General features: G+C 44.9%; 17 protein-coding genes. 9 read left to right on the forward strand and 8 right to left on the reverse strand.

All coding sequences use genetic code 11. The annotated features are described in order from the left end of the window. Positions 1–114: 114 nt before the first annotated feature. The 5 genes from coaBC to ACK5MF_RS01955 all read left to right on the forward strand — a co-directional run bounded on the left by coaBC (position 115) and on the right by ACK5MF_RS01955 (position 3845). Complete coding sequence (gene coaBC, locus ACK5MF_RS01935) at positions 115–1368, forward strand: bifunctional phosphopantothenoylcysteine decarboxylase/phosphopantothenate--cysteine ligase CoaBC (protein ID WP_416918828.1); 1254 nt, start codon at positions 115–117, stop codon at positions 1366–1368. Between the two features lie 268 nt (positions 1369–1636). Further along, positions 1637–2227, forward strand: a complete 591-nt coding sequence (gene slmA / locus ACK5MF_RS01940; RefSeq protein ID WP_416918830.1) for a nucleoid occlusion factor SlmA — start codon at positions 1637–1639, stop codon at positions 2225–2227. Positions 2228–2247: 20 nt separating this feature from the next. Continuing rightward, positions 2248–3204 carry an LpxL/LpxP family Kdo(2)-lipid IV(A) lauroyl/palmitoleoyl acyltransferase gene (gene lpxL / locus ACK5MF_RS01945; RefSeq protein WP_416918832.1) on the forward strand — a complete coding sequence of 319 codons (957 nt, stop codon included), beginning with the start codon at positions 2248–2250 and terminating at the stop codon, positions 3202–3204. A 123-nt stretch (positions 3205–3327) separates the two neighbouring features. After that, a complete protein-coding gene (locus ACK5MF_RS01950; RefSeq protein WP_416918834.1) occupies positions 3328–3588 on the forward strand; it encodes a type II toxin-antitoxin system Phd/YefM family antitoxin in 261 nt (86 codons plus the stop codon). After that, positions 3588–3845 carry a Txe/YoeB family addiction module toxin gene (locus ACK5MF_RS01955; protein WP_416918836.1) on the forward strand — a complete coding sequence of 86 codons (258 nt, stop codon included), beginning with the start codon at positions 3588–3590 and terminating at the stop codon, positions 3843–3845. Before ACK5MF_RS01950 ends, ACK5MF_RS01955 begins: the two co-directional genes overlap by 1 nt. Before the next feature lie 71 nt (positions 3846–3916). Here ACK5MF_RS01955 and pyrE read toward each other — a convergent pair whose 3' ends face one another. Together pyrE and rph are read right to left on the reverse strand one after the other, a co-directional pair. Next, positions 3917–4564 carry an orotate phosphoribosyltransferase gene (gene pyrE, locus ACK5MF_RS01960; protein ID WP_416918838.1) on the reverse strand — a complete coding sequence of 216 codons (648 nt, stop codon included), beginning with the start codon at positions 4562–4564 and terminating at the stop codon, positions 3917–3919. A 346-nt stretch (positions 4565–4910) separates the two neighbouring features. Continuing rightward, entirely contained in the window at positions 4911–5627 is a 717-nt protein-coding gene (gene rph / locus ACK5MF_RS01965; RefSeq protein ID WP_416918840.1) for a ribonuclease PH, read from the reverse strand. 191 nt (positions 5628–5818) lie between these two features. On the opposite strand from rph, the gene ACK5MF_RS01970 reads away from it, so the two are divergent. Together ACK5MF_RS01970 and ACK5MF_RS01975 are read left to right on the forward strand one after the other, a co-directional pair. Continuing rightward, positions 5819–6685, forward strand: a complete 867-nt coding sequence (locus tag ACK5MF_RS01970) for a YicC/YloC family endoribonuclease (RefSeq protein WP_416918842.1) — start codon at positions 5819–5821, stop codon at positions 6683–6685. A gap of 621 nt (positions 6686–7306) precedes the next feature. Beyond that, positions 7307–8620 (forward strand): ATP-binding protein, encoded by a 1314-nt coding sequence (locus ACK5MF_RS01975; protein ID WP_416918844.1) that lies wholly within the window; start codon positions 7307–7309, stop codon positions 8618–8620. A 48-nt stretch (positions 8621–8668) separates the two neighbouring features. On the opposite strand, the gene ACK5MF_RS01980 is transcribed toward ACK5MF_RS01975, so the two are convergent. The 6 genes from ACK5MF_RS01980 to abiEi form a co-directional block, all read right to left on the reverse strand. Next, a complete protein-coding gene (locus tag ACK5MF_RS01980) occupies positions 8669–9793 on the reverse strand; it encodes a hypothetical protein (RefSeq protein ID WP_416918846.1) in 1125 nt (374 codons plus the stop codon). Positions 9794–9889: 96 nt separating this feature from the next. Beyond that, positions 9890–10312 (reverse strand): type II toxin-antitoxin system VapC family toxin, encoded by a 423-nt coding sequence (locus ACK5MF_RS01985; protein WP_416918848.1) that lies wholly within the window; start codon positions 10310–10312, stop codon positions 9890–9892. After that, positions 10305–10538 (reverse strand): type II toxin-antitoxin system VapB family antitoxin, encoded by a 234-nt coding sequence (gene vapB, locus ACK5MF_RS01990; protein WP_416918850.1) that lies wholly within the window; start codon positions 10536–10538, stop codon positions 10305–10307. Before vapB ends, ACK5MF_RS01985 begins: the two co-directional genes overlap by 8 nt. A gap of 265 nt (positions 10539–10803) precedes the next feature. Then, entirely contained in the window at positions 10804–13284 is a 2481-nt protein-coding gene (locus ACK5MF_RS01995; protein WP_416918852.1) for a DUF2357 domain-containing protein, read from the reverse strand. Positions 13285–13295: 11 nt separating this feature from the next. Further along, positions 13296–15203 (reverse strand): DUF3578 domain-containing protein, encoded by a 1908-nt coding sequence (locus tag ACK5MF_RS02000; protein ID WP_416918854.1) that lies wholly within the window; start codon positions 15201–15203, stop codon positions 13296–13298. A 97-nt stretch (positions 15204–15300) separates the two neighbouring features. Next, the gene (abiEi, locus tag ACK5MF_RS02005; protein ID WP_416918856.1) at positions 15301–15825 is read right to left on the reverse strand and encodes a type IV toxin-antitoxin system AbiEi family antitoxin; all 525 of its coding nucleotides are present in this window, start codon (positions 15823–15825) and stop codon (positions 15301–15303) included. A gap of 278 nt (positions 15826–16103) precedes the next feature. Here abiEi and ACK5MF_RS02010 point away from each other — a divergent pair, with 278 nt between their 5' ends. Both ACK5MF_RS02010 and ACK5MF_RS02015 read left to right on the forward strand, forming a co-directional pair. After that, the gene (locus ACK5MF_RS02010; protein WP_416918858.1) at positions 16104–16877 is read left to right on the forward strand and encodes a type IV toxin-antitoxin system AbiEi family antitoxin domain-containing protein; all 774 of its coding nucleotides are present in this window, start codon (positions 16104–16106) and stop codon (positions 16875–16877) included. Between the two features lie 4 nt (positions 16878–16881). Further along, on the forward strand, positions 16882–17075 hold a 194-nt coding region (locus ACK5MF_RS02015), incomplete at its 3' end, for a nucleotidyl transferase AbiEii/AbiGii toxin family protein (protein WP_416918860.1).

Here is a 17075-nt window from a genome sequence, read left to right on the forward strand (position 1 = left end):
ATTTGTAGACGCACTCTCATATATTTGTTTAGTGTTAAAGCTCTATTTGACTCGGCTCATGCATATTGTCGGAGTTGTGATAACATAACCCGCAGATTTTTTGAGGAATCCAGAATGCAAACTTTGGCAGCAAAGAAAATTCTGCTTGGCATCAGTGGCGGTATTGCCGCCTACAAATGTGCAGAATTAACGCGACGTCTGATTGAGCGTGGCGCACAAGTGCAAGTGGTCATGACAGACGCAGCTCGCGAGTTCATTACCCCGCTTACTATGCAGGCGGTATCCGGCAATCCGGTCTCTTACAGCTTGCTTGACCCGAGTGCCGAAGCATCAATGAGCCACATTGAACTGGCGAAATGGGCGGATTTAGTGCTTTTGGCGCCAGCAACGGCCGATTTGATTGCGCGCATGGCTGCGGGTATCGGCAATGATTTGTTGACCACGTTGGTGTTGGCAACCGACGCGCCGATTGCGGTATCTCCGGCAATGAATCAGCAGATGTACGCTAATCCTGCCACTCAAGAAAACCTCACCACCCTTGCGCGTCGCGGTGCCATGATTTGGGGGCCAGCTTCTGGTCAGCAAGCGTGTGGCGATGTGGGCAAAGGTCGCATGTTAGAGCCGATGGATCTCGTTCATCACTGTGAAGCTTTTTTTGCTGAAAAGCCGCTGCCTAGTGAAAAACCGTTAGCCAGTGAAAAACCATTAGCAGATAAACGCGTGCTCATCACCGCAGGGCCCACTCGTGAAGCCTTAGATCCGGTTCGTTACGTGAGCAATCACAGTTCTGGCAAAATGGGCTTTGCCATTGCAGACGCTGCGGCAAAAATGGGCGCGCAAGTGACGTTAGTGGCAGGCCCTGTGAGTTTATCGACGCCTGAGCAAGTAAAACGGATCAATGTGCAAAGTGCGCTGGAAATGCATGCTGCGGTAATGCAAGCGGCGACAGAACACGATGTCTTTATTGCTTGTGCCGCCGTGGCCGATTACCGACCTGAGCAAGTGGCAGAGCAGAAAATCAAGAAAACCGGCGATAACGACACGCTGATCATCACTATGGTTAAGAACCCTGATATCGTCGCGGCGGTTGCAGCGCTAACAGAGAAGCGGCCGTTTACCGTCGGTTTCGCCGCAGAAACACAAAATGTTGCGCATTATGCACGCGCCAAGTTAGTCAATAAAAACCTCGATATGATTTGTGCCAACGATGTGTCGGTTGCAGGGCAAGGTTTTAATAGTGATGACAACGCATTAACTGTCTATTGGCAGAAAAATAAGCAGGGGCAACAAGGTGAGCAATCACTTCCATTAAACAGCAAATCAGAGCTTGCACGCAGCTTAATGCTACTGATAAATGAACAATTGTAGAAGGCAGGTGCCGTCTGAATTTGTTGACAAAATCCCTTTCCGTCATTCCAGCGAAGGCTGGAATCTACTTACAGCGCGTGTTGTTATTAGATTCCAGACATTTCGTTCCGAAATTCTGGAATGACGAATATTGAGATTTGTCATCAGATAGAGATAGCTTTTGCCAACTATTTTTCTAAATTGAAATATCACTAACAAGTAATGGCGTCTATTCCATGCAACCATTACCTCGTTACTAACAGTGATAACCAGAAGGAAGATACGGGTTATGGCCGGCAATAAAAAAACCAATCGCCGCGAAGAAATTCTCCAGGCTCTTGCGCAAATGCTTGAGTCAAACGAAGGTGCATCACGCATCACCACCGCAAAACTCGCCGCGCAAGTGGGCGTTTCAGAAGCCGCGTTATATCGCCATTTTCCAAGTAAGGCGCGGATGTTTGAAGGGCTGATTGAGTTTATTGAAGAGTCTTTAATGTCGCGTATCAACCGTATTATTGACGAAGAAAAAGACACGCTGAATCGTATTCGTTTAGTCATGCAACTGATTCTGGCTTTTTCAGAACGTAACCCGGGGCTGACAAGAATTTTATCTGGCCATGCTCTAATGTTTGAAAATGAGCGTCTGCGTGACAGAATTAACCAACTGTTTGAACGAATTGAAACCTCTTTGCGCCAAATCCTGCGCGAGCGTAAAATTCGTGAAGGTAAATCATTTCCTGTCGACGAAAAAACATTAGCCGCCCAACTTCTCGGTCAGGTTGAAGGAAGTTTGAACCGTTTTGTCCGTTCAGATTTCAAATACCAACCCACTGAAAATTTTGAACAATACTGGGCACTGCTCAGCGCACAAATTCAGTAATCACGATTAAAGTCATCACTATGAAGCAAGACAAATACAGCCAACCATCATTTACTCTGTCGCTACTCCATCCAAAACATTGGGGAGTTTGGCTCGGTTTTGGCTCGCTCGCATTGATTGTCAATCTCCTTCCTTACTCGCTTTTGTTTAAGCTCGGTAGAAAGTTGGGCGCACTCAGCATGCGATTTGGCAAAAAACGTATGCACGTAGCACGGCGAAATTTGCAATTGTCGTTCCCGGATAAAAGCCCAGAAGAGATCGAAGCGATGGTTATCGATAACTTCAAAAATACCGGTCTCGCACTGATTGAAACAGGTATTACCTGGTTCTGGCCAACGTGGCGTTTTAAACGTCTGATTATCGCCAAAGATATCGACTTGCTTTATCAATACAAAGCTAAGAACCAGGGCGTTTTATTGTGTTGTGTACATGCGCTTAACTTAGAAATTACCGCACGTGCGTTTGCTGCATTAGGCACGGGGATTCAAGGCTATGGCGTTTTTCGTCCGCACAACAATCCGGCTTACAACTTCATCCAATATTGGGGAAGAACTCATGACGGTAACAAGCTTATAGATCGCAAAGATGTGAAAAAGATGATCCGCGTGATGCGTCAGGGCGAGCTGCTGTTCTATCTGCCCGATCACGACTACGGGCGTAACAAATCTGTGTTTGTGCCTTTCTTTGCTGTCGAAGATGCTTGTACCACCACGGGCACCAGTATTCTGGCTTACACCAGTAAATGTGCCATTGTGATGGGTTCCGGTTTTCGTAACCAAGATGGCAAATACGAGCTAATGGCAAATGTCTCGGTAGAAGAGCATTTCCCACAGAAAGATGAAACCGCGGCCGCGGCTTATATGAATCAGTACGTTGAAATGCTGATCCTACGCGCCCCAACCCAATGGATGTGGTTACACAAACGCTTTAAAACCATGCAAGACCCTGATGTTGCGAAAGGGATTAGGTATCAGTAAGAGGAAAGATGCAGTAAGAGGAAGAATGCCTCACAATTGTATTAAATTACAACCACATCAGACTTGTACCTAACTACGTACCGAAGTAAGCTTGTCGTTATTAAAGTTCAATAGGTGAATACAATGACTGTGGTTAATTATTCCGAGCTACGCGCAAATTTGAAAAATGTATGTGATTCTGTCGTTAATGATTGCGATACAGTGACGATTCAACGCCGTAACTCTGAAAATGTGGTGATTATGAGTGAATCTGAATTTAACTCATGGCGAGAAACGATTCATTTAATGTCCAATCCTCACAATGCCGCTTGGTTAATGGCATCAATAGCGCAAGCAGAAAGAGGCGAAACCAGCGAAAGGCAGCTTATTGATGAGGATGAGTAATGTTGTTGTGTTTTACTGACCACGCCTGGAAAGATTACCAGTACTGGCAAGTTCAGGATAAAAAAATTTTAAAGCGTATCCATTTATTGATTAAAGATGTTAAGCGAACACCATCTTCAGGTTTAGGCAAGCCCGAACCATTAAAAGAAAATCTATCAGGATATTGGTCACGACGTATCACCAGCGAACACCGCATGGTTTATAAATTTAATCTGGATACAGTGACGATTGTGGCATTAAGATTCCACTATTCTTAGGCCTAAGACTCAATCTGGCGTTGATTACACGCCCCCATAAGTAAAGACTTATGGGAACGAATTCAACTCAATTAAGCACCGATACCATATTGAGCGCGGTACGCTTTTACTGCTTCTAAATGTTCGTTGTTAGTACCCTTTTCTTCAAGGTAAGTCACAAGGTCAGTTAAGCTGACGATGGAAACCACGGCACAGCCGAAATCACGTTCCACTTCCTGAATGGCAGACAACTCGCCTTTGCCTTTTTCCTGACGGTCAATCGCGACTAATACGCCCGCTAAGTCAGCACCGTTCGCTTTGATGATTTCCATTGACTCACGAATCGCAGTACCGGCAGTGATCACATCGTCCACCAACATAATACGGCCTTCCAATGGGCTGCCGACTAAGTTACCGCCTTCACCGTGGTCTTTCGCTTCTTTACGGTTAAAGCAGTAAGGGATATCCACATCATGGTGATCTGCCAAAGCAACAGCCGTGGTGGTCGCAATGGGAATGCCTTTGTAAGCTGGACCAAACAGCACATCGTAATCAATACCCGAGTCCACTAGCGCAGCCGCATAGAAGCGACCAAGACGCGCCAAATCACGCCCGGTATTAAACAGACCAGCATTAAAAAAATAGGGGCTCTTACGACCTGATTTCAAAGTAAACTCACCAAATTTCAGCACCTGTTTCTCTAGGGCAAACTCTATAAATTCACGCTGGTATGCTTTCATTTCTTTCTATCCATTAATAACAAGCTTTAACACCTCCCTTATTAAGGGAGGTATCCTATCTCTATCGTCATTCCTGCCTCTCGTCACGTCATTCCTGCGAAGGCAGGAATCTGATCACCACACTTGCAGAAGCCAGATCCCGAATAAATGCTACGCATTTTTCAGGATGACGGGAGTTGACGCATTTTAATTCTCGTTCCCACGGTCCCCCCGTGGGAATGCAGACCAACGCCAACAGAGGCAGTGACTCTGACTTTCTGTGAGACAAATAAGCATTCCCACGCGGAGCATGGGAACGAGAGATTTTCTTAACTGATTGGCATCGCCCCAATTGGGAGCTAGCAAATCAATTCTCTAACGCTGCTTTCTGAACCTGAACGATATCGGCAATGCCTTTCTTGGCAACAGCCAACAGATCAAGCAGTTGCTCGTGGCTGAACGGTTCGCCTTCCGCAGTGCCCTGAATTTCGATCATCTTGCCTTCTTCGGTCATCACCACGTTCATATCGGTATCGGCGGCGGAATCTTCGACATATTCAAGGTCACAAAGAACGTCATCACCCAAAATGCCGACCGACACGGCAGCAACATGGCCTTTCATTGGGTTCTTTTTCAGACGACCGTCAGCAACTAACTTTGCAAACGCATCGGCTAATGCAACGCTAGCGCCAGTAATTGAAGCGGTACGAGTACCACCATCCGCTTGGATCACATCACAGTCAACGGTGATCATCACTTCTGGCATCGCTTCTAAATCCACCACCGCACGTAAGCTACGTGCAATCAGACGTTGTATTTCCATCGTACGACCACCCTGTTTACCGCTAGTGGCTTCACGGCGAGTACGCGAATGCGTCGCACGTGGCAACATGCCGTATTCCGCTGTTACCCAGCCTTTGCCCTGACCTTTCAACCAGCGTGGCACACCCTCTTCAACGCTCGCGTTGCAAAGCACTTTGGTATTGCCAAATTCAACTAACACTGAGCCTTCTGCATATGCCGTGTACTGACGAGTGATTTTGATTGGACGAACTTGATCGGCTGCGCGATTGTCTGGACGCATAAGTTATCTACCTATTTTACTGTTGGCCACACAAGGTTGGCGAAGCGGAATTTATTGGCGGCAAAGTATAGCGGAATTCAGCTTCAGTTCCTAGATTGGATGTTCAACAACGCGATTTGCGCTCACCTATCGGCATGATTTGTATGCTACTATTAGCGCTAATTAATCAGCTTAATACCAAGGAAACACTGATGATTTACAGTATGACTGCGTATGCACGCAAAGAAGTCAAAGGCGACTGGGGAAGCGCCGTATGGGAAATTCGTTCGGTAAACCAACGTTACCTGGAAACCTACTTCCGCCTGCCTGAACAGTTTCGTAGCCTGGAGCCTGTATTGCGTGAGCGTTTTCGTCAGAGTTTAGCGCGCGGTAAAGTCGAATGTAACCTGCGCTTCGAAGCAAACCCTGCAGCGCAAAGTGAGCTAAGAATCAACGAGGCATTGGCACATCAAGTGATTAAAGCAGCAGGTCAAGTGATGCACATGACCGGCGAGCTAACACGCATCAACCCATTTCAGGTGATGCAATGGCCGGGTGTGATGGAAACACCAGAGCAGGATATGGATGTGATTAACCAGACTCTGCTTGAAGCGTTCGACGAAGCCGTAAAAGAATTCATCGATGCTCGCGCTCGTGAAGGTGAAAACATGAAACAACTGATTGAGCAGCGTTTGGTTGCGATCAGTGAGGAAGTGGTCAAAGTTCGCGCACGAATGCCAGAAATTCTGCAATGGCAACGTGAACGTCTGTTCAGTAAGTTTGAAGAGGCAAAAGTTGAGTTAGACCCAACGCGCGTAGAGCAAGAGCTTATTCTGCTAGCGCAAAAATCCGATGTTGCTGAAGAGCTGGATCGCTTAGATTCTCACGTCAAAGAAGCGCGCAATGTGATGAAAAAAGGCGGTGCTTGTGGTCGTAAACTGGACTTTATGATGCAAGAGTTCAACCGTGAGTCCAACACGTTGGCGTCTAAATCGATCAGCACCGATATCACCGCATCGGGCGTTGAACTGAAAGTACTGATTGAGCAAATGAGAGAGCAGATTCAGAATATAGAATAGATTCACCCCTATTCCAAACCCTTCCACAAAGCCCTTATTTAAAAGGGCTTTGTTATTTCCATCATCTAGAAAGATTGTTTTATAACGCTTTAATCATTCTGGTATTTTATAAAGTAAAATTGGTAGTGATGGAAAGGAACATAAAAAAGTAAATTGCTGACATTTCCCCCTTACTCCAGACCAAACGGGTAGTATACTCAAACTACTTGAAGTTGCAGGTAGGCGACAAGTGAGCGAATCCCCATGAGCATAGATAAACTATGTGATTGGGGTGAGCAAGCGCAGTCAACACCGCTGCAGCTTCAAGTAGGAAGAGTATAGATTGGGTAGTAAAACCGTTACATCGTTATTCCTGCCGCCATGGTCGTCCAACCTAGTAATTATTCCTGTAAAAACAGGAATCTAACCACTGCGGCACAGAAGCGAGATCCTGAATAAATACTGCGCATTTTTCAGAATGACAGTGGCACACCTTTCAGAATGGAGCGTTTTATACTCGACGAGCACTTCACAACACTTTTATGCGCATAAAAATGTAAAATATCACACTTTTCTGCGCGTAAAAGTGTAAAAATGGTTATAGTACAAACAGTGAATAATCTTCATTGGCGGGAAATGACAATGCAACGAACCTTGCTCAATGCTCTAATGGCATGGAAAAACCAACCTGTGCGCAAGCCATTATTGATTGATGGTGCAAGGCAAACGGGTAAAACCTATCTGCTGCAGGAGTTGTTTGGGCACACCTTTGCCAACATCCTTCGTCTCGACTTTCTTGAAAATCCCGCTTATAAAGAAGCCTTCGATGGCTCATTGTCACCCGATGAACTATTAATGAACATTGAGCTATTGACCAATCAAGCGTTCAACCCCGAAACCGATCTGCTGATATTAGATGAGATTGGCGAATGTGAACGTGCCGTTACTTCGCTTAAGTATTTTGCTGAAAAAGCACCGTCTTATTTTGTCGCGGCCAGCGGTTCGAACATTGGTTTGCTCAATACCTTCCCAGTTGGCAAGGTAGAACAATACAATTTACGACCACTGACCTTCCAAGAATTTATTTATGCATCAAACGAGCAGACACTGATCAAAGCGTTTGACCATCAAGCAAGCACACCGGCAGTGCACACTAAATTGATGGATAAACTGACAGACTACTTTTTTACTGGTGGTATGCCAGAAGCCGTTTCTACTTGGTATCGGTTTAAAGACTCAAGCATTTTAGAACGGGTTGAAAAAGTCACTAAAATTCATGCCGATTTAGTTGAAGGTTATCGCCGCGATTTTGGTAAGTACGCGGGCAAGGTCGATGCCACACTGATTGAATCTGTGTTTAATAGCATTCCAGCGCAGCTATCACTTGTGAGCGATGAGTCTGTCAAACGCTTTAAATTTAGACATGTACATGAGCGTAAATCTCGCTATAGCGATTTTGAAACCGCTATCCATTGGCTTAACTGTTGCTGCTTAGCCTTGCCAAACTACCCTATTGAAGGATTGCCTAAATCACCTCTGGCGGCCTATAAAAAAGAAAATATGGTTAAACTATTTATGTTTGATGTGGGTCTGCTCAATCATATGCTAGGCAGTAGTTATAAAGAAATTAAGCAACAAAACTATGAATACAAGGGTTATGTGGCAGAAAACTTTGTGCAGCAGGAGCTCACAGCCATCGGCATTGCCCCAAGTTATTCATGGAATGACGCCCGCGCCGAAATCGAATTTATTTTGCCAACCGATGAAGGAGAGATCATCCCTGTTGAAGTCAAAAGTGGCAAACGTACCAGAGCCAAATCGCTGGCATCCTACATTGAAAAATGCGCACCAAGTAAAACCTTTAAGTTAACTGGCACGCAAGGTTCATCTGCGTTAGAGCAAACCAATATCGTGATGCCTTTGTATTTCACACAATACTTGTCACAAAGATGGTAAAAATATGTCACACACAACGAGTGTTACAATTGGCAAGCCGCTAATTTTCTAGCTTTTTAACAAATCACTCAATCGGTTTAACAGCGCTTTCCGACTATGATTAGCAGCAACAAATCGTTTAAAACGCTGGTTAAACACTGCGATATCATCTTTAAACTGGTAGGCTTCACTCAGTTGGTGCAGATAACGTGAAGCCTGATCATAACCATGGGCACAGGTGCGATTCGCTTGCTCTTGTGCTTGCGACCAGCATTTCTCGCGTTGGCCATATATCTCCGTCAGCGCCTTTTCTTTTTGCGCTTTTTCGATTGCCAATTTCTTGGCTAACGCTTCAGCTTGTTGTTGCTGGAATTGGATACCCGCTTGTTCTACATAGGGGGCAATCACTTCGGTAGTTAACCAATACTGGTAGGCTTCATCTGAAGCTGCTGATTCCTTTCGCGTCATCGCCAGCGCTTGGTGAGCAGTTAATTGACCTTGTGCAAAAATGGCACTTAATAACGCATTTTTATCTGCCTCGGTCAGGTTATTCAGCCACGCCTCAAACTGGAACTCGCTATGTTTGGCTTGATGGCTGGGTTTATCCTCTAGCGCCATGGAAAGCGCTTTAACCAATATTAAGGGAATGTCGTAAAGCGCGGCGAAAGCCAACAGCCCCTGATTGAGATGCGCAAAATCGAAGTGAATGAACGGTATTGCGTCAAGTTCGTCATTAAACTCAGACGCTTTGAGCCACATAAAGTAGAAAAGACGCCAATCACCTTGCATTAATTCACTGCGTAAGTCTGCCAGATGTTGGAAAAAATCGTCGGCATCTTCATCATCAAAGTAATCGACATACTCTTCAACAGAGAAGATCAGCAGTTGCCACTCCTCGCTTTGATGAACATGAACCTCGTCGATTGAGATCCCAAGCATCGCCTCTGGAATGGTGCCGATTGGCAATTTGATATAGGCATCAATTGATCCCCAATTAGCATAATAAAAACCGATATCGAAGTAATTTAGCATCACCTTATTCGGGTCAGCTTTTAAGTCACTGTAGCTGTAATAAACCTGAAAGGATTTGTCCGTAATGTCAGCCCGGCTTGAAATAGCTCTGAGCGCTTGCTGCGCTTTATTGTCTAGATGTCCATCCAGACGCTCAAATCGATAGTATTGATGTTCGCTCACGGTGACCTTTATTTGTTAGCCGTTTTATTGATTAATCGTTATTGGGAGATTGGGGTTGCGCTAAGAATACGTTGATTAATCAGCACCATTTACTCTCTAATGAACCCAATCTTCGAGCTTTAGCCCTTCGACGCGCTGAAACTCTCTCGTATTGTTCGTAACAAGCACGCAGCCTGTTGCAATGGCGTGACCTGCAATTGCTGTGTCGTTATCACCAATAGCCGTTCCTTTTGCCATCAAATCACGCTTTACCTTGGTTGTAGCGTCAACGGCTAACTTATCCCAAGGTAAAATTTCATCTATTCGTTTAAGAAATTCACCAACTAAAACCGCATGTTTTAGGGATGCTTTCTTGCCAAGTAAACCATATTGCATTTCTTGATACGTGATCGCAGAAATAACAATACGATGCTGTTTACTAACAACAGCTTGCAGCTTTTCCAATACCGTAACAGGGTTCTCTCTCATTATGAAAGAACAGATACAGGTATCGAGCATATAGTTAATTTTCTTACTCAAAATCGAAACGCCCTTCATCTGATACAACCGTTTGACGCTCAACCATAAAATCTGCATCAGCTTTTTCTAGCTTCCCAAATGACAACCAGTCTGGACGCGCAGGGCGTAACGTGATCACATCACCTTCTTTGCGAATTTCGAGTTCATTGACTCCATCAAACTCAAAGTCTTTTGGCAAACGTACCGCTTGATTTTTGCCATTTTTAAAAATAGATACTGTTCTCATAACCCCCTCTCTTCATACCATTATTCTAGCTAAAATATGATCAGATTGAGCACCAGTGGCACCGCGAATGAGCGTCGAACGCAAACACGCATAAACCCTTCCATGGGGCTCCGCCGAGCCATCCATGGCTCGGAGGGTTTGCTTATCGACACCCATTCACTGATCAGAAATTTTTCCAAAACGGCAATAGGCATATGCTTAACATATGATTAGCATAAGCCGCTCAAGTCATATGTCAAGCATATGTGTTTTTGAAACTAAAAGGCTATTGGTGATACACATCCACAAGCTGACAAAACTTCTGAACTTTTTCTAGCTCACTTAAGGTAGTCAATCTCATTGAGTTGATGATCGGCTGATGCGGCACATTAGTGATAGAGGCGTGCAGTGTTAACGGCTTACCCAGTTTAAATAGGTAATACCGTTCATCTGGGTTAGGCACTGACTGTGGATTTTTACCGGTTTGCTCTTGGCTCAGTTGACTACGCGGCAGAAGTTCTACTCGGCTTACCGGCCACAGTCTGTCGATCTGCTTGGTGTGGTGATCGCTTTTTGAGGTACAAGCGAGCGCCAAATAGCGGATTTCTTGTGCGATATGTTGTCCTGCACGCTGCTTAAGCGCATCGATTGCACTTTGTTTGATGTGATACCACTGCGCGGAGCCCTGCTCAAAACCAAGCATATAACTTTCATTGCGCTTGGTTTTGCCGCCTAACGCGGCAGTTAGTGTTAAATCTGGGTACAACATCTGGCGCATACCGTGGTAAGGAATTCGCGCCGCTTCTTGTATAAAAAGAGGTTCCGTAGTATCAGCAATGCTATAAGGTTTATCAGAGACGCTCGCCGTTGCCTGTGGCGCTGCACCGATTTGCTTGCACAAAAATTCAAGTAGCCATTGATGACCACACGGTTCATTGACAGGGCCTTGAACATCCGCGGCCTCTTCTGTCGTTGCTTTTGCTTCGCTCGGCAAAAGAGCAAATGCGCCAATGCCAACCTCTTGAATTGCTGTAGCATAAGGATTGCTTTGATTTTCTTGATCAAAAAATCCGGGATAAAGGGCAAAAGCACCAAAAACTGGGCGGCTTTTCTCACCGGTATTTGCCGACAGGCGGATCAGCGCATCTCGATAACGGTGCATCTGGTTAATTGCGTCCTCAGGAACATAGTCCGTTGCGTTAATATCGCCATCGTTATCATCATCAAAACGGCTTTTTTCGGTTTTAATCCGATATTTAGCATCAAATAGCCAAATGAACTGCTGAGACTCTTGCCCTTCTTGTCTTGATGGCACCGTCACTTGCAGTAAAATATCGGGCTTTTGGCTAACTGAGAACGTATTGATCTGTTTTGTTTTTTTAGAAAAAACCGGTTCATGAGCCAGTTCCGCCAGAACACCATCTGAGCGCTCAAACTTAAATGCCCCCGCAAAACCATCTTTAAAGCGGTATTCAAACACATCATTGATCAATAGGTTGCCAGCTTTGCTGTTATCTTGCAGCGTAAAGCCCAAATCTTGCTCTAAGATCTGTTTGATGCAGAGAAAACACCATATTTCATATATTTCAGCAACCGACTTTACCGAGATACTCGACTGGTTACCAAATACGTCTAAATAGAATTTCAGCTCCTGCCAAATTCGATACACAGTGCTATAACCGGTCTTTTGTTGCAGTACCAAAGATTCTCGGTTAAGCCCGGCATAATCGCCCACTTCTCGTAAAAAACTTTGTTGCAATACCTTTTGCAACGGCTGTTGCCAACAGTGTAATTCATTCAAAAAGGAGTCAGAGATCCGCTGACGCTCTGGCGCCTGATTATTAGCCCGTAGCCGAGTTTCAAATTCCGCCAGTTGCCTTTTACTTTTGTTGACCACCATTTTAATAAAACGGTTTTCTGGCGTATCAATGCTCAGTTGCTTCTTTTCGACCTGATAGCGTTTATCGTGTTGGCCATTAGCGAAATCTTGCTTAACCTGCTCGCCTAATTTATGCGACACGCGGCCTTTCAGTCGTGCTGCTTTGCTGTCAGTCGTTGTCGATTGCAAACGACTGTGCGGCGAGGCACAAATCACTTTAAGCCCTTGCTCAAACTGGGATCTTAATGCGGTAAAGTTGGCAAGCCACATCAACGGGAAATCACCACGTTGCTTATTTTTCGCCATATCTTGCTCGGTTTTTTCAACTAAGCTAAAGCGCCACAACGGGTAATCAGCATCAATCACGCGGTACATCTGTTGCAATTCTTGATGCAACGCCATTTTGGTCGGCAAAACTTCAAAGGAAAGGGATTGCGTGACGGTTTGACCATCGATCACAAAGGTCACTGGCAAACGTATCCACCCAACGTCGTTGCCAGTATTAATTGAACCGGTTAAACGTGCCGGAATTGAGCCACGAGCTTCAGCGAAACGAAATGCGTCATTCACACTTTGGCTACGATGAGTGATGGCCGCGCTGGATACTGGCTTTAGAAACACCCACTCGAATTGATACAAGGTATTTTCAAAAAACAATGGCGAGTTGAGAGGCAGAGCCGCGCAGCTATCCAAACACGCAACAGCCTCTCCTACCACTTCCGCATTATCGAGAGCAAGCGGTGGAGAGAAGTGAATTTGCGCCTCAGAGATAGACGTTGTTGATCGTTGAGCAAGAGTATGTTGGTAGACACTCGCCCGAGCGCTGATGTTGTTCGCCCATATCGAAAGCTCAAAATCCGCCGTTTTTAATCGCAGTAGCTCTGGCATAACGATTCGCTTTACGGCCAGAAACTGGTGAACGTTGCACTCGCTAAGCGCTGTTTCATCCAATCAAGCTTGGCTTTAGAGCGGCAAGCGATACGGATAATTTTTTCATCAGTTGTCGCACCATCGGCAACGATGCGTTCACGGTACAGATCAGGGCGGCTCTCTTGTTGCCAAATAAGCTCAAGTTGCACGGCTAATACACTTTCTAGCTCGTCGAGTAACGGCTTTTGGTTTGTGGTGGTTAATTTATCCACATCACCTTCAATGCGCGGTAGCACTTTGCACATCATAAAATCGTCCCACACAGCTTGCAGAGTGAGCGCATCTGTCGGTTGGCTACTCACCACAGCAAACAGCAGCTCATTTAGAGCACGGTAAGCGAGCTCAAAAGGTGTGTTTTTCAACACGGCATTAACCGCCGTTAAAAATGCCACGGTTTGTGAACCATCGCTATCAACGCTATTGGATAGGTCGGCTTGACTGACTTGTGACCAAGTGGGATAGCTTAAACGTTTATTACAACTGGTTGGGGAGAAAAAGGCCTGATAGTCATTAGGGAAAAACTCACCAAAATCAAAACTCAATGCGCGATCAATCACCTTGCGGGAAAAGCCGTGGGTGGTTTCATCCATATTCACGGTGCCAGCGACAATAAGGTTAAATGGAATACTGATACCATGAACTAAGAAATAGGCCCAAATATCTTTATCTAGCGGTTGCGACAAATCCAAACCCAGTTCCGCTGCCAGAAGGTCGGTCGGTTTGACTTGACCGTCCGCAATACCAGAATTTAATTCGCTAAAGACTTCACCTTTAATTAGTGGATCGCATTGATAGATATAATCACGCCCTGACTCAGCCAATTTTTCAGGATCATTCCAACAGCGCGTCTCTAAAATGGATAAGTAGTCGGCGAAATACTGCTCCACGGGTGCTAAATTCATCTCATCTAAGCAGAGCCAATAAGGTCGGATATCTTGTAAGCTACGACCAGTCCAATCAATAGGTTGACCATTGGAGTCAAAATCAATCGATTGAATAATCGCTTTCCAAGCCCGCACCATAAAACGCAGCGCATCGGTGGCAATATACTGCGGCTGTTTACCCAAGCGAGACACATAGCCCAACAAATCACTCGGCTCATGCCAATCTGGGCGCACGGAAATTAAGCAGTAAGTTTCATTAAGGCTATCCCTTGCCTGTTCACGCACAAAGCGGGTTTTACCTGTGCCTGAAATGCCGGCTAAGAGGAGGAAGGGTTTGGAGAGGGGGAGGGTGATAATCTGAGATTTACTGGTAACAGTTTGAGAACTTGCCTCTTCCATCTTCAACAACACCTCTATATCTAGCTCAGCTATTTGCTTATACAAATCTAATAATTCGTTAAGATCTAAAACTAGTTTTTCACTTTCTGGTACACCTGAAGCTTCATAGTGTTTTGCCACAATAATGGCTTTTTCATAAGAGCGTCCGAGTGCTGTCTCTGCTCTTAAATCAATCTCACCAACACCCCAATCCGATAATCCAACAATTTTATCAATTAACAGTTGTTTGATTTTTTCGGCGCGTTGTTCTGCCGCCTTTCGTCCTAATTCTTTAGCTGGATTAGTCGTACCTTGGATTAATGCCAAATAGAAACCTGAACCATCAGCATTAAACAGATAACATGGGTAAAGACCATCTTGAGTGGTCGAAGTGATCTTTGGATTTAGAATCGAAATCCAAGCAACGTTCGCCCAATTTCCGGCACCAACACTCGCTTTAACCTCAAATGAAGGATAAGGCTGTTTAACAATGTCTTGTATTTCATCTTTTAATTCTTGCCGAAAAAGAGTTGCCAGTGGGTGGCCGGTAAACTGCTCTTTGGTGGCCTGAACCCATCCATTTAAAAACTGCGTTATTTTTTCTTTTAAATTCATAGTCGTCTCTAATTCAGGCAAGCAAGTAAGACAACCTTATGATATTTCGACGATATTGTCATTTATAATCCCAGCCCCCTGCATTTCTCTCCCAAAATCAGCTCTCCAACATATGTAGGTTGCGTTGACAGTGCTTTAGATCGGCTAGTGCTTGATCTTTGTTGGCTCGATACATTTTTATCTCGGGATCATAGTACAAATTGGGCGCAATTTTTTCGATTGGCTTTTTAGTATGGGTAAATTCGATCACGCCGTAAGGTGTATCAAAACACCCACTTCGGCCTTTAGTTACTACCGTGACTCTACCCATAATGACTTGTGAAATAGTGCCGGTATGGCTGAGTTGGCTTTCAAGGCTGATATAGTTCAGAACGCTGCTTCGCAGCTTTTTGATGATTTTATAAATGGCGGTTTCAGGTTCAGGTGGCGTGATGACACTTTCGTACAAGCCTTTAACCACTCTTCTAATTAGCCCTTTTTTAACGCTGTCGGTGAGGAATTTTCGAAAAGCAGGCTCGCAAGGCACATCAAGCATAAAAGCCAATTCTGCGGCGCTATGAATTCCACCACCGGCTTTCACAGCTTTCGCTAATACGCTTAATAGCTCATTCGATTTCGTCATGGGTCTACATTAAGTTACCAAATACGTAACTTAATGTAGACCTGATAGAAAAATAAAACAAGAGCGTTGGAGGTTAGCTATTGCCTTTTGATATTCTTAAGGGAACGAGCAAAAAACAAGATCTGCCCCCTACACTTTTAAATCACATCTTTCACGGCAGTCATTGCCGTGGTATTAAAAACTGGCAAACCAAAAAAGCGAATCAGTTTGAAAAATACAATAATCACGGCAATAATTAACGTGTATTTTATTTTTTCTAAACCAAAATAGGGCTAGTTATGCTGAATACTGAAGCCAGACAACAGCTACAGAAACTACTGCCGTTGGACATGATCGCCACCAAATCATGGTTGGAAACGCAAGGACTCAACCTGCATTTTTTGGACAATGCGGTACGCAGCCAAACGCTGATCCCTATCGTTGCGGGTGTTTATTCCAGACAAGAAGTGCGACTTTCCTGGAAAGGCATCGTTACCTCATTGCAACGTATGACCGATGTCCCTGTCCATGTTGGCGGTTTGACAGCGTTAGAGCTAGAAGGACTTGGTCATTATCTCTACAAAGGAAGTACACCAAGGGTTCACCTCTATTCAACTGGCAAACTCCCTCGATGGCTATTTAGAATCGATGTTCAAGCACAATTTGAGTGGCATAGCACTCGTCGCCTTTGGTCTGAGACGCTAATGAAAGACAACCAATATCTGAAGCAAGATAGCTGGCAAGCATCACTTCCTCCACTGCAGTATGCCTGCCCAGAGAAAGCCATTTTGGAACTGTTAGCGACAGTGCCTAATACCATCAGTTTTGAACATGCCGACCAGCTTATGCAAGGATTATACAACCTATCACCTCGCAAGCTTAATGTCTTGTTGAAAGCCTGTAGCAGTATCAAAGCAAAGCGACTATTTCTCTGGTTAGCCGAAAGACATCAACACGCTTGGCTCAAGCACCTAACACCTGATCAGTATGAACTAGGCACTGGCAAGCGACTGATCGCTAAAGGCGGCAAACTAGAACCAACCTGGCAAATAACCGTTCCTAAGGATATGTAAAAACATGAACAGGCAAAGCCATTACTACCGGCAAGTACAGTTACTACTTAGGATCATTCCTTTTGTTGCCCAGCACGACTGTTTCGCTCTCAAAGGTGGAACCGCTATCAATTTGTTCGTTCGTGACTTTCCTCGACTTTCGGTGGATATCGACTTGGTTTTTCTGCCAATGATGGAACGGCATGAGGCCCTGCAGAC

The sequence above is a fragment of the Vibrio sp. genome, from assembly GCF_047973365.1.
Taxonomy (GTDB): domain Bacteria; phylum Pseudomonadota; class Gammaproteobacteria; order Enterobacterales; family Vibrionaceae; genus Vibrio.